The sequence below is a fragment of the Rhodoluna sp. KAS3 genome (assembly GCF_026000575.1).
Classification (GTDB): Bacteria; Actinomycetota; Actinomycetes; order Actinomycetales; family Microbacteriaceae; genus Rhodoluna.
Genome location: NZ_AP026910.1, coordinates 1,248,093 through 1,268,454, shown reverse-complemented (window position 1 = coordinate 1,268,454; position 20,362 = coordinate 1,248,093). Strand labels below are relative to the sequence as shown.

The following is a 20,362-nucleotide window of genomic DNA, read 5'->3' as shown; positions in this document are numbered from 1 at the left end:
GGTTTTACACAGGTTGGTTTCCACTGGCCAAAGTTATTGAGTTCTGAATAAGACTTTGATAACTTAGCCGTATTGCGATTGGCTCACACCCAATCCCCCCCGGCGGTATATCCGCCGGGTTTTTTACTTAACGAGGTTCTAATGCCCCGCATGTTGGTTTGTGTTGACGGACTCAACATTTTTCATGCGCTTCGCGATTTGGACGAGGATCTTCTAAAAATCGATCTGATGGCCCTTTCGAAATTCATTGCTGATGGGCACGGAATTTCAGAAGTGCGAGTCCAATATTTCACAGCAAAAATCAGACATCTTGGCAACTCAGTCAAGGAAGCCCAGCATAAATATTTGGCCGAACTTCGATCATCCGGGGTAGAGGTTGTCCTTGGCGAATTTAGGAGCCAGTCTCAAAATTGTCCACATTGCGAGACCAAATTCTGGAAACATCAAGAGAAGCAGACAGATGTTGCTTTGGCTACAGAACTAGTCAAAGGTGCCTTGAACGGCAAATACGAAGAGATTCTCTTGTTTAGCGCGGACTCAGACTTCCTGCCAGCCGTCCAATTTGTAACCCAAGAATGCCCTTGGATCACAATTCGAATCGTCTCGACGGTGGCGTACTTGAGGCCTGTTTACGCAACTCTCGTAAGAGCAAGTCAGGGGCAAATAAGGCTCAGCGCTGAGTTGGTGTCTAAGTTCCAATTTGGCTCTACTATTTAGTTAACTGAACGATATGGGGGTATCGAAATGGCAACAATGACAGTCGGTAAAAGTGTCGGTGCAATTGCTTTGGCACTGGGTCTAGTCCTTTCATCGGGGATAGGCGCAACAGAAGCTGCAACTGTTAAAGCCGGCGGTAAGTGCACAACGCTAAACAAAAAATCAACCGTAGGCCTAAAAACTTACACCTGCGTAAAGTCGGGCAAGAAGAAGGTTTGGAAACTCACCTCCACCGCACCCGCGCTTGGCAGCGCAAAGCGACCTGTGCCAGTTGGAACATCTCTAAAGATCGGAAATTTCAAGTTCACTTTCAACGAGTACGTTGACGATGCATCTTGGTACGTCTGTTCAGAAAACATGTTTAACGACGGCTGTACATACGACGATAACTACGACGGCATTCCGGACCCAGAGGCCACAACCCGCTGGGTTCAATTCAACGTCACAGCCACCAACATGGGTGACGAAACCGAGGAGCCATACATTGCTGAAGTCGGTGTAGTGGCCGGCGGAAAACTGGTTTCTCAGGGCATCTTTGGGCCAACAGTCTCGGATGACCTAGGTGACATTGCAATCATGCCTGGGTTCAGCGACTCGGGCAGCCTTTACGTGCAGTTGGACATCTCGAAAGACCCAAGCCAAATGGTTCTGATTCCAAGCGCCTGGGAAGACAAGTACTACTTCTTTAACCTTCAGTAACCAAACGACTCATTTCTCGGGTTCCCCGCGCTCTCATGACAGACTGAACATGAGGGCCGGGGGTCCTCTAGAGAGGATTCACCGTGAGTCACCGCGGCATTACTTCAACAAACTTTTCAATCGCAGATCTTGCCCTGGCCCAGACCGGCCGCCACCAAATTAGCCTGGCCCAAAACGAGATGCCAGGCCTCATGGCCATCCGTGCCGAATACGCCCAAAGCCAGCCTCTAGCCGGTGCCCGCATTTCGGTATCGCTGTCAATCACCGTACAAACCGCAGTTTTGGTCGAGACACTGGTGGCCCTGGGTGCCCGCGTGCGCTTGGCCAGCTGCAACATTTTTTCTAGCCAGGATGAAGCTGCCGCTGCACTGGTTGTCGGCAGCGGAACCTCTGAGTCTCCGGCCGGAATTTCAGTCTTTGGCTGGAAGGGCGAGAGTTCAAAAGAGTTTTGGTGGTGCCTCGACCAGATTCTGGATTGGTCAAATTACCCAGACGCCGATGGCAACACCCACCCGGGGCCAACCAGCATTATCGATGATGGCGGCGACCTAATCTACCTAGTGCACCAAGGCATTGAGTTTGAAAAGTCTGGGGTTTTGCATAGGCAAAATTCATGGATTGAGTCTGAGCACGAAATTGTGCGCGAACTACTTGCCGCCTCGCAAAGCAAAAACCCGAACCGCTTTGCCACCCTGGTTAGCCAGGTAATCGGTGCCAGTGAAGAAACCACCACCGGCATTCAGCGCCTTGAAGAACTCTCGCGCAAGGGTGAGCTCAAGTTTCCGGTGATCAACGTCAACGACGCCGTCACCAAATCAAAGTTCGACAATAAATACGGCATTCGTCACTCGCTGGTCGACGGCCTAAACCGCGCAACCGATGTCCTTATCGGTGGAAAAGTTGCCTTTGTTGCCGGCTACGGAGACGTTGGCAAGGGTTGCGCCGAGGCGCTGGCAGGCCAGGGTGCCAGGGTAATCATCGGTGAAATTGACCCGATTTGCGCACTTCAGGCGGCCATGGACGGCTATCAGGTTGCCCAGCTCGAAGAGGTAATTGAGCAGCTGGACTTTGTGATCACCGCCACCGGAAACATTGACATTGTTAGGCCGGAGCACTTTTTGAAGCTCAAGAACCTGGCCATTTTGGCCAACGTTGGCCACTTCGATAACGAGATCGACATGCACGGTCTCGAAGCACTCGAAGGTGCCCAGAAGATTCAGATCAAACCGCTGGTTGACCAGTGGAGTCTGCCAAACGGCCGCTCAATTTTGGTGCTCAGCGAAGGTCGCGTAATGAACCTTGGCAACGCAACGGGGCATCCGAGTTTTGTGATGAGCGCGTCTTTTACCAATCAGGCCATGGCCCAGATTGAGTTGGCGCAGAACGCTGCCAATCTTGAACCGCGGGTTCACCTAATTGGCAAGCTGGCCGATGAAAAGGTGGCGCGATTGCACCTGCCTGCCCTTGGGGTATCGCTGACCAAACTAAGTGAGCGCCAGGCTGGCTATATTTCGGTGCCGGTTGAGGGCCCATACAAGCCCGACCAATACCGCTACTAAACCGCGAATTACAAAATCTGCAGGCGGGTCAAAAACTCTTTAGTGCGCTGCTGCTTTGGGTTGGCAAAAAACTCCGCGGCCTCGCCCTCTTCAACAATCGCGCCCTGATCTAAAAAGACCACCCAGTCGGCAACATCGCGGGCAAAAGACATTTCGTGAGTTGCCATGATGATGGTGGTGCCCGAGTTCTTTAGGTCGCGAATCAGCTCAAGTACCTCGCCAACCAGCTCAGGGTCAAGGGCGCTGGTTACCTCATCAAGCAGCAACAGCTTTGGGTTTAGAGCCACGGCCCGAACAATTGCCGTGCGCTGCTGCTGGCCACCCGAGAGTTTGTCCGGAAAAGAACTTGCCTTATCGGCTAGGCCAATTCGCGAGAGCCACTGCATAGCAATTGCATCTGCCTCAGCTTTGGTCTTGCCCTGAACGTGGCGCAGGGCCAGCGTGATGTTGTCCAGAATGCTTAGGTGCGCAAATAGGTTGTATGACTGAAAAACCATGCCAACATCGCGGCGCACTTCATCTTGGTCAATGCCGGCCACACTGATGTCGCGCCCCTCAAGCCAAATTTGCCCATCACTGATTTCTTCAATCAGGTTGATGCAGCGCAGCATGGTTGATTTGCCCGAGCCCGAAGACCCAATCAGGGCCACAATTTGACCCGGATAAATTTCGAGGTCAACACCGTTCAAAATCACGCGCTCGTCATATTGCTTACGCAAATTGCGCACTTTTAGCCGAGGGTTTGACCAGTCAATCTGGCTATGGGCATCAGGCTGGTTCAGGTTTTCTGAGGTCACAGGGCACTCCCGGCTTGCTCTCGCTGAGCATACTTTTGGCTAATCCGGTCGGCAAAGCGCACCGATGGAATTGCCAGCAAAACAAACAACAGACCGGCAACAACATAAGGCGTGAAGTTGGCGTACTTGGCCACCTCAATCTGGGCGCCGCGAACAGCATCAACTGCACCAAGAATCGATATCAGGCCAACGTCTTTTTGCAGCGCCACAAAGTCGTTCATCAGTGGCGGGGCAACGCGCCTAACCGCCTGTGGCAAAACCACCAGGCGCATAGTCTTTGAATAGCTGAGGCCGAGTGATCTGGCGGCCAAACGCTGCGATGGGTGAATGCTCTCGATGCCCGCTCTAAACACCTCAGACACATAGGCCGAGTAGGTGAGAATCAGGGCAACCGTGCCCAGCACCTCGGCCGGAATGCGCCCCAAGAATTCAAGGCGTAAACCAGGGATTCCGAAGCCAACGATGTAGAGCACAATGATCAGCGGCAGACCTCTAAAGAAGTCAACGTAACCGCGGGCAAAGATGCGCAGCGGAAAAAACACCGGGTTGCGCAGTGTGCGCAGGATGGCCAGCAGAAGGCCAAAAATCAGCACACCGATAACCGCAAATACCAGCACCCGAAGGTTTAGCCAGAGTCCCTCGATGACTCGAGGGAAGGCTGCGACTGCGGTGTTCCAGTCGAAGAACGAGGTTGAGACTCGCTCCCATCCGGGTGTGTTGACCAGCGCAAACCAGGCCACCGAGGCAAAAACCAGGGTGCTGATAAATGACACCAGGGTTGAACGGCGCTTTTTGCTGGCGCGATAAACCCGTCGTGCAAGTTCAGCCTCGGAGGGCTGGTATTGGCTGGTCATAGGTACTACTTAAGCACAGGTGCTCCGGCATAATCTGCCAGCCACTTGTCGGCTAGCTCTTGCAACTTGCCGTTGGCGCGCAGGCGGTCAACGGCAGCGGTAACAGCGGCGGTCAATGGGCTGTCTTTGTCTAGCACTAGCCCAAACTGGTCGCCCACGGCAGCACCTGAAAGCTGGCCAACAATCTTGCCGCCGGTTAGCTCAACTGCGGTTAGGTAAAGCGCCGTTGGAAGGTCAACAACAAGTGCGTCAATCTGGCCGGCCTCTAGAGCAGCCTTGGCGTCATCGTTTGAGTTGAAGGCCTTGGCGCCTGCGGTTGGCTTGATCACTGACTCAATGGCAGCAAAGCTGGTGGTTCCGGTGGCGGCACCAATCTGAAGGCCCTTTAGCTCGGCAACGGTGGTTGCGCTGGCAGCAGCTGAACCCTCAACGGTGATCACAGTCTGGGTGGTCTCGTAGTATGGGCTCGAGAAGTCCACGGCAGCCTTGCGCTCATCGGTGATTGAATACTGCTGAAGGTTAAAGTCAAAGTTCTTTAGGCCCGGGGCAATTGCCTCGTCAAAAGTGGTGCGAACCCACACAACATCGCTGGCTGCAAAGCCAAGCTCTTCGGCAACTGCATAAGCAACTGCAGCTTCAAAGCCCTCGCCAGACTCAGGGGCGTCGCCAACAACCCATGGCTCATAGGCAGGCTCGCCGGTGCCGATGGTCAGCTTGCCAGCGGTTAGGGTCTGCAGTGCGTCTGGTGACTCAGATGGGGTTGGAGTGGCTGATGCGCAGCCGGCAAGTAGAAGTGCGGTGGCGGTGGCCAGGGCAACTAGCCCGGTCTTGAAACGCTTTGATGATGACATGCGATGCTCCCTTAATGAATTGTGTTCGTAAGTGGTGAATTCTGGTTTGTGCCAATGAATTCCTTTGAGACAACTCTGCCGGCAGCCACCGACCTTGGCAAACTTCTTTACCCTCTGTTACTCAGGGGCTATTCGGCCTTCTTGCCCATGGCATCGATGATTGCCTCGGTCGACCACAAGAAGAAACTTGAGGTCAGCCAGATTCCTCCGGCATAAGCCCAGAGGCTGCTAAAGAATCCGGCAACCGAGATCCAGAAGGCCATGGCGGTGTCGGTTGAGCCTGAGCCGTTGAGCTGCAAGATCACTTGGGCGATGAACGCAATAATGCTTATGCCAATGGAACCAAATAGAAGGTATCCAAAGAACTTGGTGCGCTGGCGCAGTTTCTTCAAACTCTTATTCATGAGGCTAATTTAGCGCTCTCCGCCTTCATCGTCACCGTAGTAATCGGCAGCGTAACCACCGGAATAGCCCATGCCCTCATAGCCTCCCGGCCCCGAGTGTATGTCACCTTCGCTCATGCCGCCGTCGGTAGGTTCTGTGCTTTGGCGGGTCGGCGGCGTCTGGTTTGGTCGATTTGCCCCAATACCAAACAGCATGGCTAAGCAGCCCAATGGTTTTTCAGTCATGGCCAAAGATTAGGGTCACCCTCTGACAATGAAGGTCACGTTTCAAGATGCCTTAGTTTTTCGTACTATTTCTTAGTTGTTAAACGAAAAGTGATCAACGGGTTGTAGCGCAGCTTGGTAGCGCACTTGTCTGGGGGACAAGGGGTCGCAGGTTCAAATCCTGTCAGCCCGACTTTAGAAACAAAGTTCACGAAAGACCGGATAGGTGGCTGTCCACCTATCCGGCGAAGAATAACAAATAATTAAACCCAAAAATGCGCTCAGCACGACATTTGTCAAGACCATTGTCTTTGAAACCAACCACTATCTAGCAACCCAAAACTAGCGCTGCCATAGGCTCACAAAGTGCCCCGCCCAGAGGCGTTGGCAAAGTTACTAGAAAGTGTTGTGAGTAGTTTGTTCAAAAGCCAAGCCAAAGCATTTAAATTTGCATCAAAGCGCGTAGCCGCCGTCGCGGCAACGCTTGCCTTAACCCTTACCGGCGTAGTTGCAATCACCGCCGCCCCAGCGCAGGCCGCCGAGTCTGCCGTCACCTACAACGTTCGCGTAAACCGCAACATCAATAACGGTGCCGTATCTGTGATTCGCCCAGGCGAGACCGTGAGCGTTTACGTGGCCGCGTATCTTGATACCCGCTCTAACGGTTCAACCCTGGTCACCGACCTTGCCGTTGACGACGTTCTAACCTTCTCTCCAAACCTAACCACCACCCTCACCCCGCAGAACGTTCAGTTCAACTGGTACATCACCGGAGACCAGTCCTGCTATGGCGTAACCATGCCTCAGACTGCGCAAATTTCTTGGACAGAAGCCATGAAGACCTGTGGTGGTGGCGCTGGTGCGAAGTACATAAACCCATACTGGAACGCACGCCTAACCAACAACACCACTGAAAATGTGACATTCTCGGTGGCACCAACCTTTGGTATGCCTAGTGCAGTTGACGGCCTTGCCTCTGATACACCTGGGTATCGTGCAAACAGCCAGGCCACCTTTGAAGCTGCCGATCTGACCAGCTACACAGCCACCGCATCAGACACCAACGTCATGTTTGAGACCAACAAGGGTCTGTGTTTGGCTCGTGACTTGACTGTCGGCAGTGCTTTCAGAACCTCAATCGAAGTGACCGCAGACGGTCAGCCTCTAACCACCGATAACGACGGCACCAACAGCTACGCTGACCCAAATATGGCTGTTCGTCACCTACCTGTGGGTGAGGAATACCTAACTGAGACTCTGCCGGGTGTTGCCAAGGTTCTTGGCTACAGCATTACTGGTGGTCGCGTGACGCTAACCACCGATGGTGTTCACAACTTCAACGGTGTGACTGCAGACATCGATGGCACCGGTGTGACCGAGATTGATGCGATCGATGCCGACTACACCTGGTCACCAACCACCTCTACGCTGACTTTCTCTCAGACCATCGGGTTGCCAGACACCAATTACACCGAGGTCTCGGGTGCAACTGTAACCGGCACCGAGGGTGGTCAGTACAACTTAATGCCGGCCGACACTCAGGGCGTGAAGGTCCTCGGAAATGTCTATGTTCAGCGCCCAATTGCCAACGCCGTTTACGCTCCAAGACTCACGATTGTTGACAACACCGATGGCGTGACTTCGGTGGCTCGCGACTGTGGTCCGGCGGCACCAACCTTTACCGTTGACACAACCAGCAGTACCTTCAACACCATCGCAGTGAATGTTGATCAAGCAGTTGGAGCCACCAGCTACACCTGCCGCGCGTACACAACCGCAGGCACTGTGGCGTTCACCGGATACCTAACCGAGACCAACCGCGCTGGGGGCCAGAAGTGCTTTATGTATGCGTTGAGTCAGTCAACTGCCTACAACGTCAAGGTTTTGGCGTCTTCAAGCTTTGAGGGTGAAGGCCCAGAATCGGCAGCTGTGGCACACACCACTGTTGCTGGCGGAGGCGGCGGTTACACCCCACCGGTCATGGTTACACCAGAAATGGCTGCGCCATCAGGTTCAACCACAATCAAGGTGACCGCACCAACTATCAAGACCATGAACGCTGCGATTTCGGTCACCGATACCTCGCGTTCATTTGCCGGAGCCAACGGAGATGTCTTCTACGGCTCAGCAGTTGCCGGCACTGTGACCGTGGTCAACAACACTGCGGCCGGTGCAAACACCAAGTTTGCCGGCAGCGGAAAGCTTGTGATTACTGGTGCAACTTCACTCAACTCTGTTGGTTGGATCGGCACCAAGGGCACCGGTTTTGCTGTGCTGTACCGAAATGCCGAGTTCAACAACGTGGTCAAGTGGGGCTCACTCAATTCGGCTAGCGGAATGAAGACTCAAGAAATCACCCAAGCCAAATTGTCAGCATTCTGTACCGCTGCTGCTGGCTCTGGTTACACCGCTGGCAACCTGTTGCTGACTTCATCGGCAATGTCGGCCCCATTTGTGCGTGTTGATTGCATGAACCCGATGGACATGACCAAACCAAACCGCACCATTCTGGCGACCGTTGCTGCATCAAGCACCAGCCCGCTGGTTAAGACCTCGGCCCAGATCACCAACTACACCAGCAGCACCTACGGCTGTGTTGCGGTATCGATGGGTGCCAACAAGGCAGCTACCACCAAGACCGCAGCGCTGTTGGCGGTGGCCACCACTTATGCCAAGACCGTGGTTGGTTCAAACAGCTACTGCCAGTTTGGTTCAGGTGCGGCTATTGCCAAGCGTGAGGTTCTTTCAATCTCGGGTGCCGGCAAAAAGTTGGCTTCAAGCCTGCCTTCAACATCGGTGATTCCGGCAGATGTAACCGGGTTCTCGGCAGTGCCGGGTAAGTCGGCTAACACCTGGGTTGTTCTAACCAGCAGTGTGGGATCGATGCAGTCTGGCCCTGGAATGAAGTTCATCATGACCGTTGATGCCAAGGGCAAGGCTGTAAAGGGTAAGAACATTACCTACTCGGCTGCCTCAGCACCTAGCAACGCCAAGTTTGCCAGCTACAGCACCATTGCAGCTATTGGCCAGCTTTCAAGCGGAACCATCACTGGCATTAGAAGTGGAAGCGTTTCTGGTACATCAAACCAGAGCTGGGCTGCCGTATCGATCAGCCTGTCAACCGGTGTAGTTACAACCGGCCAGGCAATCACCATTACCGCCAGCTCATACACCGGCACGCAGCAAGCAGCCCGCAACATGAACATCACCGCTGTAACCAGCGACTCAAAGAAGGTAAGCGTTTATGTTTTGGCCGATGCTGTGACCAGGCAGTACAAGGCAGCAACTTGGACGTTGCCAACCAAGTAATTCCCCGATGAAGACCGCCCCGCTCTCTCCCCCCAGAGGGCGGGGTTTTCTTCTTTTTAGGGAGCCCGGCAGACAAAGCTGGAGTCGATCCCAAGGATTGTCGGGCTAGTGACGTAGGATCTTTGAAGGAGACAGGACCTATGACAAAAGAACCGAATTTTTGCGAGCCACAGAACCCAGTTGGCAATGTCGCTGAGCTATTCGCGGGCGTCGGTGGGTTCCGCATCGGGTTAGCGGCCGCTGGCTGGAAAACTGTTTTTTCGAACCAGTGGGAGCCCTCCACCAAGACCCAGCATGCGTCTGACGTCTACGTTGCCAATTTTGGTGCTGAGGGTCATTCCAACGAGGACATCGCAACTGTCAAAGAAATACCTAACGTTGATTTGCTGGTAGGTGGATTCCCTTGCCAGGACTATTCAGTGGCTAAGTCTCTCAATTCTTCCAAGGGGTTGGAAGGCAAAAAAGGAGTCCTCTGGTGGGAAATTCTCCGGCTGGTTCGCCAAGCAAAACCTAAATTTATATTTCTAGAAAACGTAGACCGCCTTTTGAAGTCGCCCTCTTCACAGAGGGGGCGTGACTTTGCAATCATGCTCAAGACTTTGGGCGACGAGGGTTACCTAATCGAGTGGCGGGTGGTCAGCGCATCGGACTATGGTTTCCCACAACGCCGAATTCGCGTTTTCATCATTGCGAAAAAGACCGACGCTAAACCAGTGGATGCAAAGGAGTATGTCACAAAATCAGGAGTGCTAGCCAGGGCATTGCCGGTTTCTCCAGTGACCGAAGAAGAATCAAGGTTCGAACTCCGCGATGGCGCAGATGTCATTTCTCGAAACTTTAACAACGGCGGGAAGAAATCACCATTTCTTAATGCTGGTGTCTACTTTGCCGGAGAGGCTAAAACGTTCAAGACTTCGGTGGCTCACACAGGGAACAAACAGACTCTTGGTGACATTGTGCAAGCCGATTCAGCAGTTGCACCAGAGTACTTCGTCGATTCCGAAAGAATTTCAGAATGGGAATATCTCAAGGGGGCCAAGACTATCGAGCGGACTCATAAAGGAAGTGGCGCAACCTATAACTACGCTGAGGGGAAGATGGCCTTCCCCGACCTTCTCACAAACCCGAGTCGCACAATTCTCACGGGTGAGGGTGGTACCTCGCCGTCTCGGTTCAAGCACATAATTGCAGCAGAGAATGGCTATCGCCGACTGACACCTATTGAGTTGGAACGCCTAAATGGCTTTCCCGACAACTGGACTGCTAAAGGCCGCGACGGAAACAAAGTAAGCGACGTTCGAAGAGCCTTTTTTATGGGAAACGCGCTCGTAGTTGGGCTCATTGAAAAAGTGGGCTACGTGCTCGCCGATGACCAAAAGCAAACAAGCGGTAGCTAGGTGCAGGTGGGCAATGACCGAAAAGTATGATAAAGCCTCTGTGGAATCCATAGTTAGATTTGCAGAACTTCTTACGGGCAAGACTCTCAACGAGGTTGTAACTCTTCCTAGAGAGGTTGTCAATGCTCAGAATCGTGGCGATTTAGGTGGATTGGTTGAGGCCCATTTTTTTGAACTGCCCCCGACGACATCGAATGTAGATTTCCCTTTAGCAGGGCTTGAGCTCAAGACCACCGGATTGAAAAAACGTGCAGATGGCACGCTGCAGGCAAAAGAACGCCTGGTGCTGACGATGATAAATTACCTCGCCATCGTCGATGAACAGTGGTCTACATCTGTGTTATTCACAAAATGTAGATTGATGCTCATACTCTTCTATCTTTATGAGAAAGACATATCAAGCATCCAACAGAGGTTTGTCCTCGCACCATTCCTGTACCGAATGGAATTACACGATATTGCCGCCATCAAAAGAGACTGGGAGTTTATCCAGCAAAAGGTTCGCCAGGGGAAAGCACATGAGCTTTCGGAAGGAGACACCTTTTATCTCGGTGCATGCCGAAAGGGCCCCGGGGGGCCCGGCGAAACCCTGCGACGTCAACCATTTTCTAAAATTGGGGCAAAGTCACGGGCATTCTCATTCAAGCCTGCCTACGTAAATGGTTTGATAGCCCATCATGTAAACGCAGAGCCAGTGCTTGACTTGAGAAACAAGACATTTGAAGAAGCCACATTCGAAAAGTTTGAAGCTTATTTGGGCAAAAGTGTTAGCGAGCTAGCCCGTATTTTCGATTTTTATAAGTCCGGAGCAAACCACAAGGGTTATCTTCGGGAGTTAGCTGTGAGAGTTCTGGCTAGCGGCGGAAGCTCAATTCCCGAACTTCTTAGAGCTGGCGTCGAGATGAAGACTATTCGTCTCACAAAAACGGGCAGGCCACGTGAATCCATGTCTTTTCCAGGCTTCAGTTTCATGGGTATCCTCGATCAAGCTTGGGAGGAGTCTAACTTTTTCGAGAAGCTCGAAAGTAAGTTTCTATTTGTTGTCTTTCAGGAAGGCGAAGACGGTCAGGAGGTGCTTTCCAAGGTCTTTTATTGGAACATGCCCTATGAAGATCGCCTTGAGGCCAAGCGCGTGTGGGAGGACACCAAGAAACGTGTGGCTATCGATGCTTTTGACTTACCAAGAATCACTGAGAGTCCGATTGCGCATGTTCGTCCCAAGGCCCGTGATGGAAAGGACACCCTCCTAACTCCACAGGGGAAAGAGCGGGTTAGGCAGTGTTTCTGGCTCAACGCTGGTTACATCCAGATGATTATTGGCAAACGGAGCAGCTGATTATTTAGTACCCGATGATTGTGATTGCGTGAAGTGGCAGCTGAAGGCGAGATGAAGCGTACAGAGTTTCAAAGAAATTTATAACGCTGTTGAAATCTGAGTTGCCCCTGTAGTTATTTCTCACAGAAATTACTAAATACTTCGCCTCTTGCATCATGCATGCCTGGAAAAGGTCCTTCAAGAACTGATAGTTGGCGACCGCGCGGCCCGCCTCGACCTCCATCACGATTCCGTGTTTTGGGTGGAAGGCATCGGCATCAAAATATTTCAAAGGCAGAAATTTGGGCTTTCGGATTGCGGTGCCTGCAGGGAATATGCAAACCTGATTGTTCGAATCAAAGGAAATAACAGAATGAGTGACATCACTGTAACCATCAGACCAATAGAGGGCGGTTGGTTTTGGCAAATAGAACGGGAGGGTAGGACAAAGTCTGGTGTAACTATGACTAAATGGGGTGCCAAACGAATAGCCGCGATAGAGGCAAGTAGTTGGCGTCCAGAGCCGAAAACAGAAAGCTACACAATCAAAAGACTCAATTAGACTGCCTCAATCCAACGGTAATTTCCACTTACGAAACCCAGCTGCAATTTACTTGGCTTTTCTTGGATAAGCTGCTGAACCGAGGATTAGGAAGTGGCTTGCTCTGAATAGCCACCCGCAATTAGCCCGTCTCCCTACCTGCATGTAAATTCCCGAAATACGAGGAGGTGGCCGGCGATGAACTTTTTGGTTCAACACAAGGGGAACGCGATCGCCCCTTGAAAAAGGACTCGGCAACATTACCTGGGCGCTTTCAAATCTCGGGCCGTTAGACCAGCGAAATTACGGTGGAGGATTGGCGTCGTTCACCGCTCATGTCACTTAGCTGTCTTTCAGCAACGCCTTGAATCGCAAACTTGCCGCTGTTTCCAGTAATAACTAATTGCGGAGTGGAAATGCGGAGCCCTCTCAATGACAAGTATGATTCGCGCAATTCTAAAAATAATCGAAACAGTCAAAAGACCGATTGACTATAAAATCAGGGAACAGGGGGGGCACGCTTCAGCAGCAGATAACTCCGCTGGAGCGCTCTAATTAGCTAGTCAAATTGCTGGGGGGGGGGCGAGTTTTCTAAGAAGTTCTTGCGAGAGTCTTGGTTTAGTGACTAACTCGTCAACAACACGATTAATAGTGTTGAAAAGGAGTTCCGCCATATCGGTGGTTTCTTCCGAAAGATACAGAGCCACAATTTCTGGGTTTCGGTCATCTGGGTGTAGAACATTATTTCCCAATTTTCGAATTATGTTCAATATCTGGCAGGTATCGGATGACAGGGAAACCTCTGCCCGCTCTATCAAATCGTACAAACGATTCTTGCCGTCAACCTTTGGGACAAGTTCGTATAGAAGTACCTCGAGTGCAGCTCTAGCTAACGCGGCCGATGCCCTTTTTGAAACTCGATAAACTTGCCTCGCTTCTTCATACAAATTAGCGGCTTCGAATGGAAGGTCTGGCGACCCCAGGGGAATTGGCGTTGAATTTGGAAATACCAAGTCACTGCCTCGCCAGGCACTTTTCTTACTGCATGCCAAGCATTTGGAAAATCTCCATTGAGTCTTATTGGGTTTCACATAACTAGATCGGGTGGAGTTTTCTAACGTAAACTCCTCATCAACGGCCTGCGCAGAAAACTTGTTTATTCCTTCTTGTGATTCTAGAAAGGCGGTGAACCAAGTCTGTTGAGCGAAACTTCCGCAGCGGGGGCATTCAAAAGATTGCTTGTTCAATCCAGGGGCCCAACTTCCCTTGGGAGAAGGCGTATTGGCGTTATTATTCATGGATTAATTTCTCTCCGGCATGGTTTTCGATTCCTAAATTAACAGCAAAACCCCGGCCGTTTGATCGATGCTTTCGCATTACAGGGACGGTTCCGGGGTATTCATTGAAAGGCTAACAGAAGTGACCGACACCAGTCAATCTCCAGAGTGGGAGTTTTACGAGCGTCATTTTGCGACCGCCAGAATGGCCCATTATCTAAAGGAATTTGACGGAGATAAAAATAGGGCCAGGGCTCTCTACGCCTGGAATAACGAAATATCAGCGGGATTCTGGGAGCTACTAGCCTACCTAGAGGTTGGACTAAGAAATACTATTGACCGCCAGATGACTGCCCGCAGATTAGCTGTAGGCAACGAGCAACACTGGCTTATAGGTGAGAGTCAAAATTTGATTCAACTCAATAGTCGTTTAGGTAAGGACTTAGAGGCGGCGAAGCGTAGAGTTCATCAGAATGGCAAGGAGCTCACAGGGGAACAGATGCTCTCTGAACTGTCGTTCAATTTTTGGACTCTCATGATCGCCAATAAAACCAAAAAATACTGGCCAGACCTTGCGGGTGGATTTATAGGGTTGCCAAGCCGCAGTTCCAAAGACCTTGCTTGTCTATTGAACGAAGTTCGAAACTTCAGAAACAGAATTGGCCATCATCACCGAATTTGGAATTTAGACCTTCAGATGATGCATCAAAAAATAAAAACAGTTGCGCTGTTCATAGACCCGGCGTTTTCTGAGTGGTTGGCTCACAAAAGCCGAGTTGATGACATATTGAAACGCAGGCCCTAGCCAAACAACTCTGGCAAAGTAGCCTCGTGCGCACCGCGCAGGTCACTTAGCTGCCAGGTAGCAAGTTCTTGAACTTCAAACTTGCCGCTGTTGTCGGTAACACCAATGCGCAGCACCGGAATACCGCGGGCCTCACATAGACCAACAAACTTGACGTCGTCTTCGCGACCAACCGAAACAATTACACGACCGGTTGACTCTGAGAACAGAGCTGCGGTGCGGTCAACGCCGTCGCGCTCCATGATCTCGCCAAGCCAAACACGGGCACCCATGTTGAATCGCAGCACGCTCTCGACCAAAGCCTGAGCCAAGCCACCCTCTGAAAGGTCGTGTGCTGAGGCAATCAAACCCTGCTCACTGGCAGCAGCAATGGCCTCGGCCAGCTGCTTTTCAAAAGCTAGGTCAACCACTGGTGGGCGGCCGCCAAGGTGGCCGTGAATTACCTCAGACCAAACTGAGCCATCAAGTTCATCCTTGGTAACACCAAGTAGGTAGATGTTGTTGCCCTCGTCCTGCCATCCGCTAGGAATGCGGCGCGCAACGTCATCGATGACACCAAGCACACCAACCACAGGGGTTGGGTGAATAGCAACATCGCCGGTCTGGTTGTAGAACGAGACGTTACCGCCGGTAACCGGAATACCCAGCTCAAGACAGCCGTCAGCCAAACCTGCAGTTGCCTGCTTGAACTGCCACATAACCTCTGGGTTCTCTGGTGAACCAAAGTTCAAACAGTTGGTAACCGCCTTAGGGGTGGCACCGCCAACTGCAACGTTGCGGTAAGCCTCAGCCAAAGCCAACTTGGCACCCTGGTATGGGTCTAGGTAGCAGTAGCGGCCGTTGGCATCGGTGGCAATTGAGATGCCCAAACCTGATTCTTCAGAAACACGAACCATGCCCGAGTCATCTGGCTGAGCCAACGCAGTGTTACCTCCAACATAGCGGTCGTACTGGTTGGTGATCCAGCTCTTGTCAGCCTGGTTAGGGCTGGTGATTACCTGAACCAACTGGGTTGCAAGCTCGTATGAGTTGTCGTTGTGGCGGTGAAGGCCGTGGCCATTGCCAGCTGCAACGTGAACGGTGTTGGCGTTTAGGGCATCCTGGTATGCCGGGTAGGCAACTGGGCGCTCATAAACTGGGCCGTCGTGAGCAACGGTGCGCGGTGGCACGTTGACGATCTCTTCTTCACCCCAGTTGATGTAAAGGCGGTCCTCGTTGATAACCTCACCGATTACCGAGTACTCAACCTCCCACTTGTTCACGATTGCCTCAAAAGCCTTTAGGTGCTTCTTCGGCACGATGCCCATCATGCGCTCCTGCGACTCTGACATCAGAATTTCTTCTGGGGTTAGAGACTCATCGCGCTTCAAAACGCTCTGTAGCTGCACGCGCATACCGGCGCCACCGTTTGAGGCAAGCTCTGATGTTGCACAGCTAATACCGGCACCACCAAGGTCCTGAATACCGGCAACAACCTGAGCCTTGTAAAGCTCAAGGCAGCACTCGATCAAAACCTTCTCGGCAAATGGGTCGCCAACCTGAACCGCTGGGCGCTTGGCCGGGCCGGTTGAGTCAAAGGTCTCAGATGCCAACACCGATACTCCGCCGATGCCGTCAGCACCGGTGCGAGCACCGAACAGAATTACAAGGTCGCCAGGGTTTGAAGCCTTGGCAAGCTTGAGGTCTTCGTGGCGCAGAGCACCAACGCTCAGTGCGTTGACCAGTGGGTTGCCCTGGTAAACCTTGTCAAAGTAGGTCTCGCCACCGATGTTTGGCAGACCCAAGCAGTTGCCATAGAAGCTGATGCCGTCAACCACACCGTGAACCACGCGTGCGGTATCTGGGTCGGTAGGTGCACCAAATCGTAGTTGGTCCATAACCGCGATAGGGCGTGCACCCATGGTCAAAATGTCACGGACGATACCGCCGACACCGGTTGCTGCACCCTGGAAAGGCTCAATGTATGAAGGGTGGTTGTGCGACTCAACCTTGAAGGTCACAGCCCAGCCCTCGCCGACGTCAACCACACCGGCGTTCTCGCCCATGCCGACCATCAGGTCTTTCTTCATTTCATCGGTGACCTTCTCGCCAAACTGACGAAGGTAGATCTTTGATGACTTATAAGAGCAGTGCTCAGACCACATAACTGAGTACATGGCAAGCTCTGATGATGATGGGCGGCGGCCCAAAATTTCACGGATGCGCGCGTACTCATCGGCCTTTAGACCAAGCTCAAGCCAAGGCTGGTGCTTGTCTGGGGTGATCGCTGCCTCGGCGGTGGTGTCAACGCCTGAAGGAACGAAAGTTTTCTTCTTTTTGAAAAGTGCCATGTTTATGAGCCTTTGCGCTTAAGCGTTGACGAGCGAGTGGATGACTGAGGTGAAGAACTTGAGGCCGTCGACGCCAGACTTCATTGCAATGTTGGTGTCTGGGCCAAAGCCTGGTTCAACCGCGTGCTCTGGGTGAGGCATTAGGCCCACAACGTTGCCGCGCTCGTTGCGCAGACCGGCAATGTCGTTCATCGAGCCGTTTGGGTTTGAGTCAAGGTAGCGGAACGCAACCAAGCCCTCGCCCTCGAGGCGCTTTAGAGTCTCGGCGTCGGCGATGTAACCGCCCTCACCGTTCTTTAGCGGAATGGTGATTTCTTCGTTTAGAGAAAACTCGTTGGTCCAAGGGGTGTTGACGTTCTCAACGCGCAGGCGCTGGTCGCGGCAAATAAAGTGCTGGTTCTCGTTGCGAATCAGGCCACCAGGTAGCAGGTGAGCCTCAACCAATACCTGGAAACCATTGCAGATACCCAGTACTGGCAGGCCGCCGTTGGCAGCCTTGACGATCTCTGCGGTGACTGGTGCCTGAGCTGCGATAGCGCCGCAGCGGAGGTAGTCGCCGTATGAGAAGCCACCCGGAAGAACAACCGCGTCGACTTTGTGAAGGTTTGCGTCTGCGTGCCATAGCGGCACGGCCTCGGCACCGGCTAGACGAACAGCGCGCTGTGCATCGCGGTCATCGAGGGTACCTGGAAATGTGACAACACCAATCTTGATGGTCATGTGGTTGCCCGCCTTAGTTCTGAACGGTTACCGAGACAACGTCTTCGATAACAGCGTTAGACAAGAATGATTCACCGATCTTCTGTGCGTCAGCGATGTCTGCGTCAGTAACTGCGCGGTCAAAGTGAAGCTCGATGCGCTTGCCGATGCGAACGGCAGTGATGTCTTTGTGGCCCTTGCGGTGCAGAGCGTTGTTCACCGACTTACCTGCTGGGTCTAGAAGAACCTCTTTTGGCATAACTTCAACGATGATTTTTGGCACAGGAACTCCTGATTTTTAGGCGGCAGGTGGGCGCACGAACGGCCGTCTTTGGCTGGGCGAACTTCTCTATTTTAGCGGGAGTTAGGCAACTTCTGTAGTGAGTCGTTCAACTAGCTCGGCATACTTGTCGGCAGTTTGGGCAACGATTTCGGCCGGTAGGGCTGGCGGTTCACCCTGCTGGTTCCAGTTTTCGGCCAACCAGTTGCGCACAATCTGCTTGTCAAAGCTCTCTTTGCGCTCGCCTCGGTCCCACGCTGCTTTGCTCCAGAATCGGCTTGAATCTGGGGTCAGCACTTCGTCGCCCAGCGTGATGGTGCCGCTAACGCCGTTGAAGGTTGCGGTTGGTGCGCCGGCTGGGTCGATGCCGAACTCAAACTTGGTGTCGGCCAAAATCAGGCCGGCGTGCTCGGCAAGATCGCTGGCGCGCTTGAAAACACTGAGGCTTAGGTCGCGCAGGGCATCTGCGTTTTCTTGGCCAATCAGTTCAATTACCTGGTCAAAGGTGATGTTTTCGTCGTGCTCGCCCATCGGTGCTTTATAAGCCGGGGTGAAAATTGGCTGCGGCAGGCGGCCGCCAAAGGTTAGGCCCTCAGGTAGTTGAACACCACAGATGCTGCCGTTGGCCTGGTAGTCCTTCCAGCCTGATCCGCTGATGTAGCCGCGGACTACACATTCGATCGGGAACATCTCAAGTTTTTTGGCCACGGTTGCACGACCGGCAACTTCGGCTGGCACCGGTACATCCTGGCTCAAGTGGTTGGGCACATCGATGCGGTCAAACCACCAGTTGGTCAGGGCGGTTAGGTGCTTGCCCTTGCCGGTGATGGCTGGTTCGAGCACGTGGTCGAAGGCGCTGACGCGGTCAGATGCAACGACCAAAATCACGTGCTGCAGGGCTGGGTCTTCTGATTCGTAGAGGTCGCGAACCTTGCCGCTGTAAACGTGAGTCCACCCGGCAATTTGCTGAGCGCCGGTGCTGCCCGCGCCCGCTAGTTCAGCCGCCATTAGTTGGCAACCTTTGCTGCGATGTCGGTGCGGTAGTGGCTGCCCTCGAGGTGAATTTCTTTTAGGCCCTCGTATGCCTGGGCGCGTGCGCCGGCAAAGTCGGCACCGGTTGCAACCACCGATAGCACTCGGCCACCGGTTGCAACTAGAACCTCTTCATCGTCTTTATTGCTCTGGAACGCAGTTGCTGCGTGGCAAACCTCGACGCCCTTTGATTCAGCTGCGCTGATGCCGTAGATCGGGCGGTTAGGTGCTGAAGTTTCTGGGTAGCCCTCGCTGGCCAGCACCACGGTGATGGCAACGTCTTTGGTGAACTCTGGCTGAGGCGCGGTTTCTAGGTGACCGGTTGCTGCCTTGTAAAGCAGGGTGCTCAGTGAGGTAATTAGGCGGCGCAAAACCACCTGGGTTTCTGGGTCGCCAAAGCGGGCGTTGAATTCAATCACGCGGGTGCCGCGCTTGGTCAAAATTAGGCCGCAGTAAAGCAGTCCAACAAATGGTGCGCCTAGGCGGGCAAGTTCTTGAACGGTCGGAATCGCTACGTCGCGCTCGACTTCTTCGATAAAGCCTTCTGGCAGCCAAGGTAGCGGGCTGTATGCGCCCATGCCTCCGGTGTTTGGGCCTTCATCGTTGTTGAAAGCGCGCTTGAAGTCTTGTGCTGGAGTTAGCGGAAGAACGGTTTTGCCGTCGCTCAAGAAGAACAGGCTGACCTCTTGGCCGTCAAGAAATTCTTCAACCAGAATTCCCATGTCGATAAATTTGGCGGCGTGCTCGAGTGCGGCGGCGCGGTCACTGGTGACGATTACGCCCTTGCCGGCAGCTAGGCCGTCGGCCTTGATTACGTATGGTGCGCCAAAGTCATCCATGGCGTCTTCAACTTCTTGCATGGTGGTGCACTCGCGGGCCATACCGGTTGGTACGCCGGCTGCAGCCATAACTTCTTTGGCAAAGCTCTTTGAGCCCTCAAGCTGTGCGGCTTCTTTTGATGGGCCAAAAACTGCGATGCCCTGTTCGCGCAGCGCATCTGAAACGCCGGCGATAAGTGGAGCCTCTGGGCCAATGATGGCCAGTTCAATTGCGTGCTGCAGAGCAAACTTGGCAACCTCAAGCGGGTCGTTTGGGTTTAGGTCTGGTTCGCAGTGGGCGTCGAGGGCAATACCGGCGTTGCCTGGTGCAACGATGATGTCGGCCTTGGCGGTGCCAGTGCGGATCAAAGCTTTAACAATTGCGTGCTCGCGGGCGCCCTGGCCCAAAAGGAGAATCTTCACCCGACAAGTTTACCGGCGCGACGGGCAACTTTACCGGCGAGAATAGAGGGT

The 20,362-nt window shown here is 53.0% G+C and carries 19 protein-coding genes and 1 tRNA gene; 8 read left to right on the top strand and 12 right to left on the bottom strand.

All coding sequences use genetic code 11. The features are described 5' to 3' along the window. Positions 1 to 78: 78 nt before the first annotated feature. The 3 genes from OO731_RS06395 (at position 79) to ahcY (ending at position 2,975) form a co-directional block, all read left to right on the top strand. On the top strand, positions 79 to 717 hold the full coding sequence (locus OO731_RS06395; protein WP_264890105.1) for an NYN domain-containing protein: 639 nt from the start codon (positions 79 to 81) through the stop codon (positions 715 to 717). Positions 718 to 744: 27 nt separating this feature from the next. Then, positions 745 to 1,416: a hypothetical protein gene (locus OO731_RS06390; protein ID WP_264890104.1), complete on the top strand. Its 672-nt coding sequence runs from the start codon at positions 745 to 747 to the stop codon at positions 1,414 to 1,416. Between the two features lie 83 nt (positions 1,417 to 1,499). Then, on the top strand, positions 1,500 to 2,975 hold the full coding sequence (gene ahcY, locus OO731_RS06385; RefSeq protein ID WP_264890103.1) for an adenosylhomocysteinase: 1,476 nt from the start codon (positions 1,500 to 1,502) through the stop codon (positions 2,973 to 2,975). 8 nt (positions 2,976 to 2,983) lie between these two features. Here the strand turns inward: ahcY and OO731_RS06380 are convergent, their stop codons facing one another. The 5 genes from OO731_RS06380 to OO731_RS06360 all read right to left on the bottom strand — a co-directional run bounded on the left by OO731_RS06380 (position 2,984) and on the right by OO731_RS06360 (position 6,106). Next, entirely contained in the window at positions 2,984 to 3,772 is a 789-nt protein-coding gene (locus tag OO731_RS06380) for an amino acid ABC transporter ATP-binding protein (RefSeq protein WP_264890102.1), read from the bottom strand. After that, entirely contained in the window at positions 3,769 to 4,626 is an 858-nt protein-coding gene (locus tag OO731_RS06375; protein ID WP_264890101.1) for an amino acid ABC transporter permease, read from the bottom strand. Before OO731_RS06375 ends, OO731_RS06380 begins: the two co-directional genes overlap by 4 nt. 5 nt (positions 4,627 to 4,631) lie before the next feature. Next, positions 4,632 to 5,477 (bottom strand): ABC transporter substrate-binding protein, encoded by an 846-nt coding sequence (locus tag OO731_RS06370; RefSeq protein ID WP_264890100.1) that lies wholly within the window; start codon positions 5,475 to 5,477, stop codon positions 4,632 to 4,634. Positions 5,478 to 5,605: 128 nt separating this feature from the next. Continuing rightward, positions 5,606 to 5,881 carry a hypothetical protein gene (locus OO731_RS06365; RefSeq protein ID WP_264890099.1) on the bottom strand — a complete coding sequence of 92 codons (276 nt, stop codon included), beginning with the start codon at positions 5,879 to 5,881 and terminating at the stop codon, positions 5,606 to 5,608. 9 nt (positions 5,882 to 5,890) lie between these two features. Beyond that, on the bottom strand, positions 5,891 to 6,106 hold the full coding sequence (locus tag OO731_RS06360) for a hypothetical protein (RefSeq protein WP_264890098.1): 216 nt from the start codon (positions 6,104 to 6,106) through the stop codon (positions 5,891 to 5,893). Positions 6,107 to 6,204: 98 nt separating this feature from the next. On the opposite strand from OO731_RS06360, the gene OO731_RS06355 reads away from it, so the two are divergent. From OO731_RS06355 to OO731_RS06340, 4 genes are all read left to right on the top strand, one after another. Further along, a tRNA-Pro gene (locus OO731_RS06355) sits at positions 6,205 to 6,278 on the top strand. 215 nt (positions 6,279 to 6,493) lie between these two features. Continuing rightward, on the top strand, positions 6,494 to 9,394 hold the full coding sequence (locus OO731_RS06350) for a hypothetical protein (RefSeq protein ID WP_264890097.1): 2,901 nt from the start codon (positions 6,494 to 6,496) through the stop codon (positions 9,392 to 9,394). A 140-nt stretch (positions 9,395 to 9,534) separates the two neighbouring features. Continuing rightward, the gene (dcm, locus tag OO731_RS06345; RefSeq protein ID WP_264890096.1) at positions 9,535 to 10,791 is read left to right on the top strand and encodes a DNA (cytosine-5-)-methyltransferase; all 1,257 of its coding nucleotides are present in this window, start codon (positions 9,535 to 9,537) and stop codon (positions 10,789 to 10,791) included. A 13-nt stretch (positions 10,792 to 10,804) separates the two neighbouring features. After that, the gene (locus OO731_RS06340; RefSeq protein ID WP_264890095.1) at positions 10,805 to 12,127 is read left to right on the top strand and encodes a Sau3AI family type II restriction endonuclease; all 1,323 of its coding nucleotides are present in this window, start codon (positions 10,805 to 10,807) and stop codon (positions 12,125 to 12,127) included. Between the two features lie 4 nt (positions 12,128 to 12,131). On the opposite strand, the gene OO731_RS06335 is transcribed toward OO731_RS06340, so the two are convergent. Beyond that, entirely contained in the window at positions 12,132 to 12,398 is a 267-nt protein-coding gene (locus OO731_RS06335; protein ID WP_264890094.1) for a hypothetical protein, read from the bottom strand. Positions 12,399 to 13,210: 812 nt separating this feature from the next. Then, positions 13,211 to 13,945, bottom strand: a complete 735-nt coding sequence (locus OO731_RS06330) for a DUF4145 domain-containing protein (protein WP_264890093.1) — start codon at positions 13,943 to 13,945, stop codon at positions 13,211 to 13,213. Positions 13,946 to 14,066: 121 nt separating this feature from the next. On the opposite strand from OO731_RS06330, the gene OO731_RS06325 reads away from it, so the two are divergent. Next, positions 14,067 to 14,729, top strand: a complete 663-nt coding sequence (locus OO731_RS06325) for an Abi family protein (RefSeq protein ID WP_264890092.1) — start codon at positions 14,067 to 14,069, stop codon at positions 14,727 to 14,729. Here the strand turns inward: OO731_RS06325 and purL are convergent. From purL to purD, 5 genes are all read right to left on the bottom strand, one after another. Beyond that, positions 14,726 to 17,059 carry a phosphoribosylformylglycinamidine synthase subunit PurL gene (purL, locus tag OO731_RS06320; RefSeq protein ID WP_264890091.1) on the bottom strand — a complete coding sequence of 778 codons (2,334 nt, stop codon included), beginning with the start codon at positions 17,057 to 17,059 and terminating at the stop codon, positions 14,726 to 14,728. The genes OO731_RS06325 and purL overlap by 4 nt on opposite strands. Before the next feature lie 18 nt (positions 17,060 to 17,077). After that, complete coding sequence (purQ, locus tag OO731_RS06315) at positions 17,078 to 17,779, bottom strand: phosphoribosylformylglycinamidine synthase subunit PurQ (protein ID WP_264890090.1); 702 nt, start codon at positions 17,777 to 17,779, stop codon at positions 17,078 to 17,080. A 13-nt stretch (positions 17,780 to 17,792) separates the two neighbouring features. Continuing rightward, positions 17,793 to 18,041: a phosphoribosylformylglycinamidine synthase subunit PurS gene (purS, locus tag OO731_RS06310; protein WP_264890089.1), complete on the bottom strand. Its 249-nt coding sequence runs from the start codon at positions 18,039 to 18,041 to the stop codon at positions 17,793 to 17,795. Between the two features lie 81 nt (positions 18,042 to 18,122). Continuing rightward, positions 18,123 to 19,046, bottom strand: a complete 924-nt coding sequence (locus OO731_RS06305) for a phosphoribosylaminoimidazolesuccinocarboxamide synthase (protein ID WP_264890088.1) — start codon at positions 19,044 to 19,046, stop codon at positions 18,123 to 18,125. Further along, complete coding sequence (gene purD, locus OO731_RS06300; RefSeq protein ID WP_264890087.1) at positions 19,046 to 20,311, bottom strand: phosphoribosylamine--glycine ligase; 1,266 nt, start codon at positions 20,309 to 20,311, stop codon at positions 19,046 to 19,048. Before purD ends, OO731_RS06305 begins: the two co-directional genes overlap by 1 nt. Between the last annotated feature and the right edge of the window lie 51 nt (positions 20,312 to 20,362).

Bases quoted from the DNA above. Each gene is read 5' to 3' on its own strand.
- OO731_RS06390 (WP_264890104.1), top strand. From the start codon at position 745: ATGGCAACAATGACAGTCGGTAAAAGTGTCGGTGCAATTGCTTTGGCA.
- OO731_RS06375 (WP_264890101.1), bottom strand. From the start codon at position 4,626: ATGACCAGCCAATACCAGCCCTCCGAGGCTGAACTTGCACGACGGGTT.
- OO731_RS06370 (WP_264890100.1), bottom strand. From the start codon at position 5,477: ATGTCATCATCAAAGCGTTTCAAGACCGGGCTAGTTGCCCTGGCCACC.
- OO731_RS06365 (WP_264890099.1), bottom strand. From the start codon at position 5,881: ATGAATAAGAGTTTGAAGAAACTGCGCCAGCGCACCAAGTTCTTTGGA.
- OO731_RS06360 (WP_264890098.1), bottom strand. From the start codon at position 6,106: ATGACTGAAAAACCATTGGGCTGCTTAGCCATGCTGTTTGGTATTGGG.
- dcm (WP_264890096.1), top strand. From the start codon at position 9,535: ATGACAAAAGAACCGAATTTTTGCGAGCCACAGAACCCAGTTGGCAAT.
- OO731_RS06340 (WP_264890095.1), top strand. From the start codon at position 10,805: ATGACCGAAAAGTATGATAAAGCCTCTGTGGAATCCATAGTTAGATTT.
- OO731_RS06330 (WP_264890093.1), bottom strand. From the start codon at position 13,945: ATGAATAATAACGCCAATACGCCTTCTCCCAAGGGAAGTTGGGCCCCT.
- purL (WP_264890091.1), bottom strand. From the start codon at position 17,059: ATGGCACTTTTCAAAAAGAAGAAAACTTTCGTTCCTTCAGGCGTTGAC.
- purQ (WP_264890090.1), bottom strand. From the start codon at position 17,779: ATGACCATCAAGATTGGTGTTGTCACATTTCCAGGTACCCTCGATGAC.
- OO731_RS06305 (WP_264890088.1), bottom strand. From the start codon at position 19,046: ATGGCGGCTGAACTAGCGGGCGCGGGCAGCACCGGCGCTCAGCAAATT.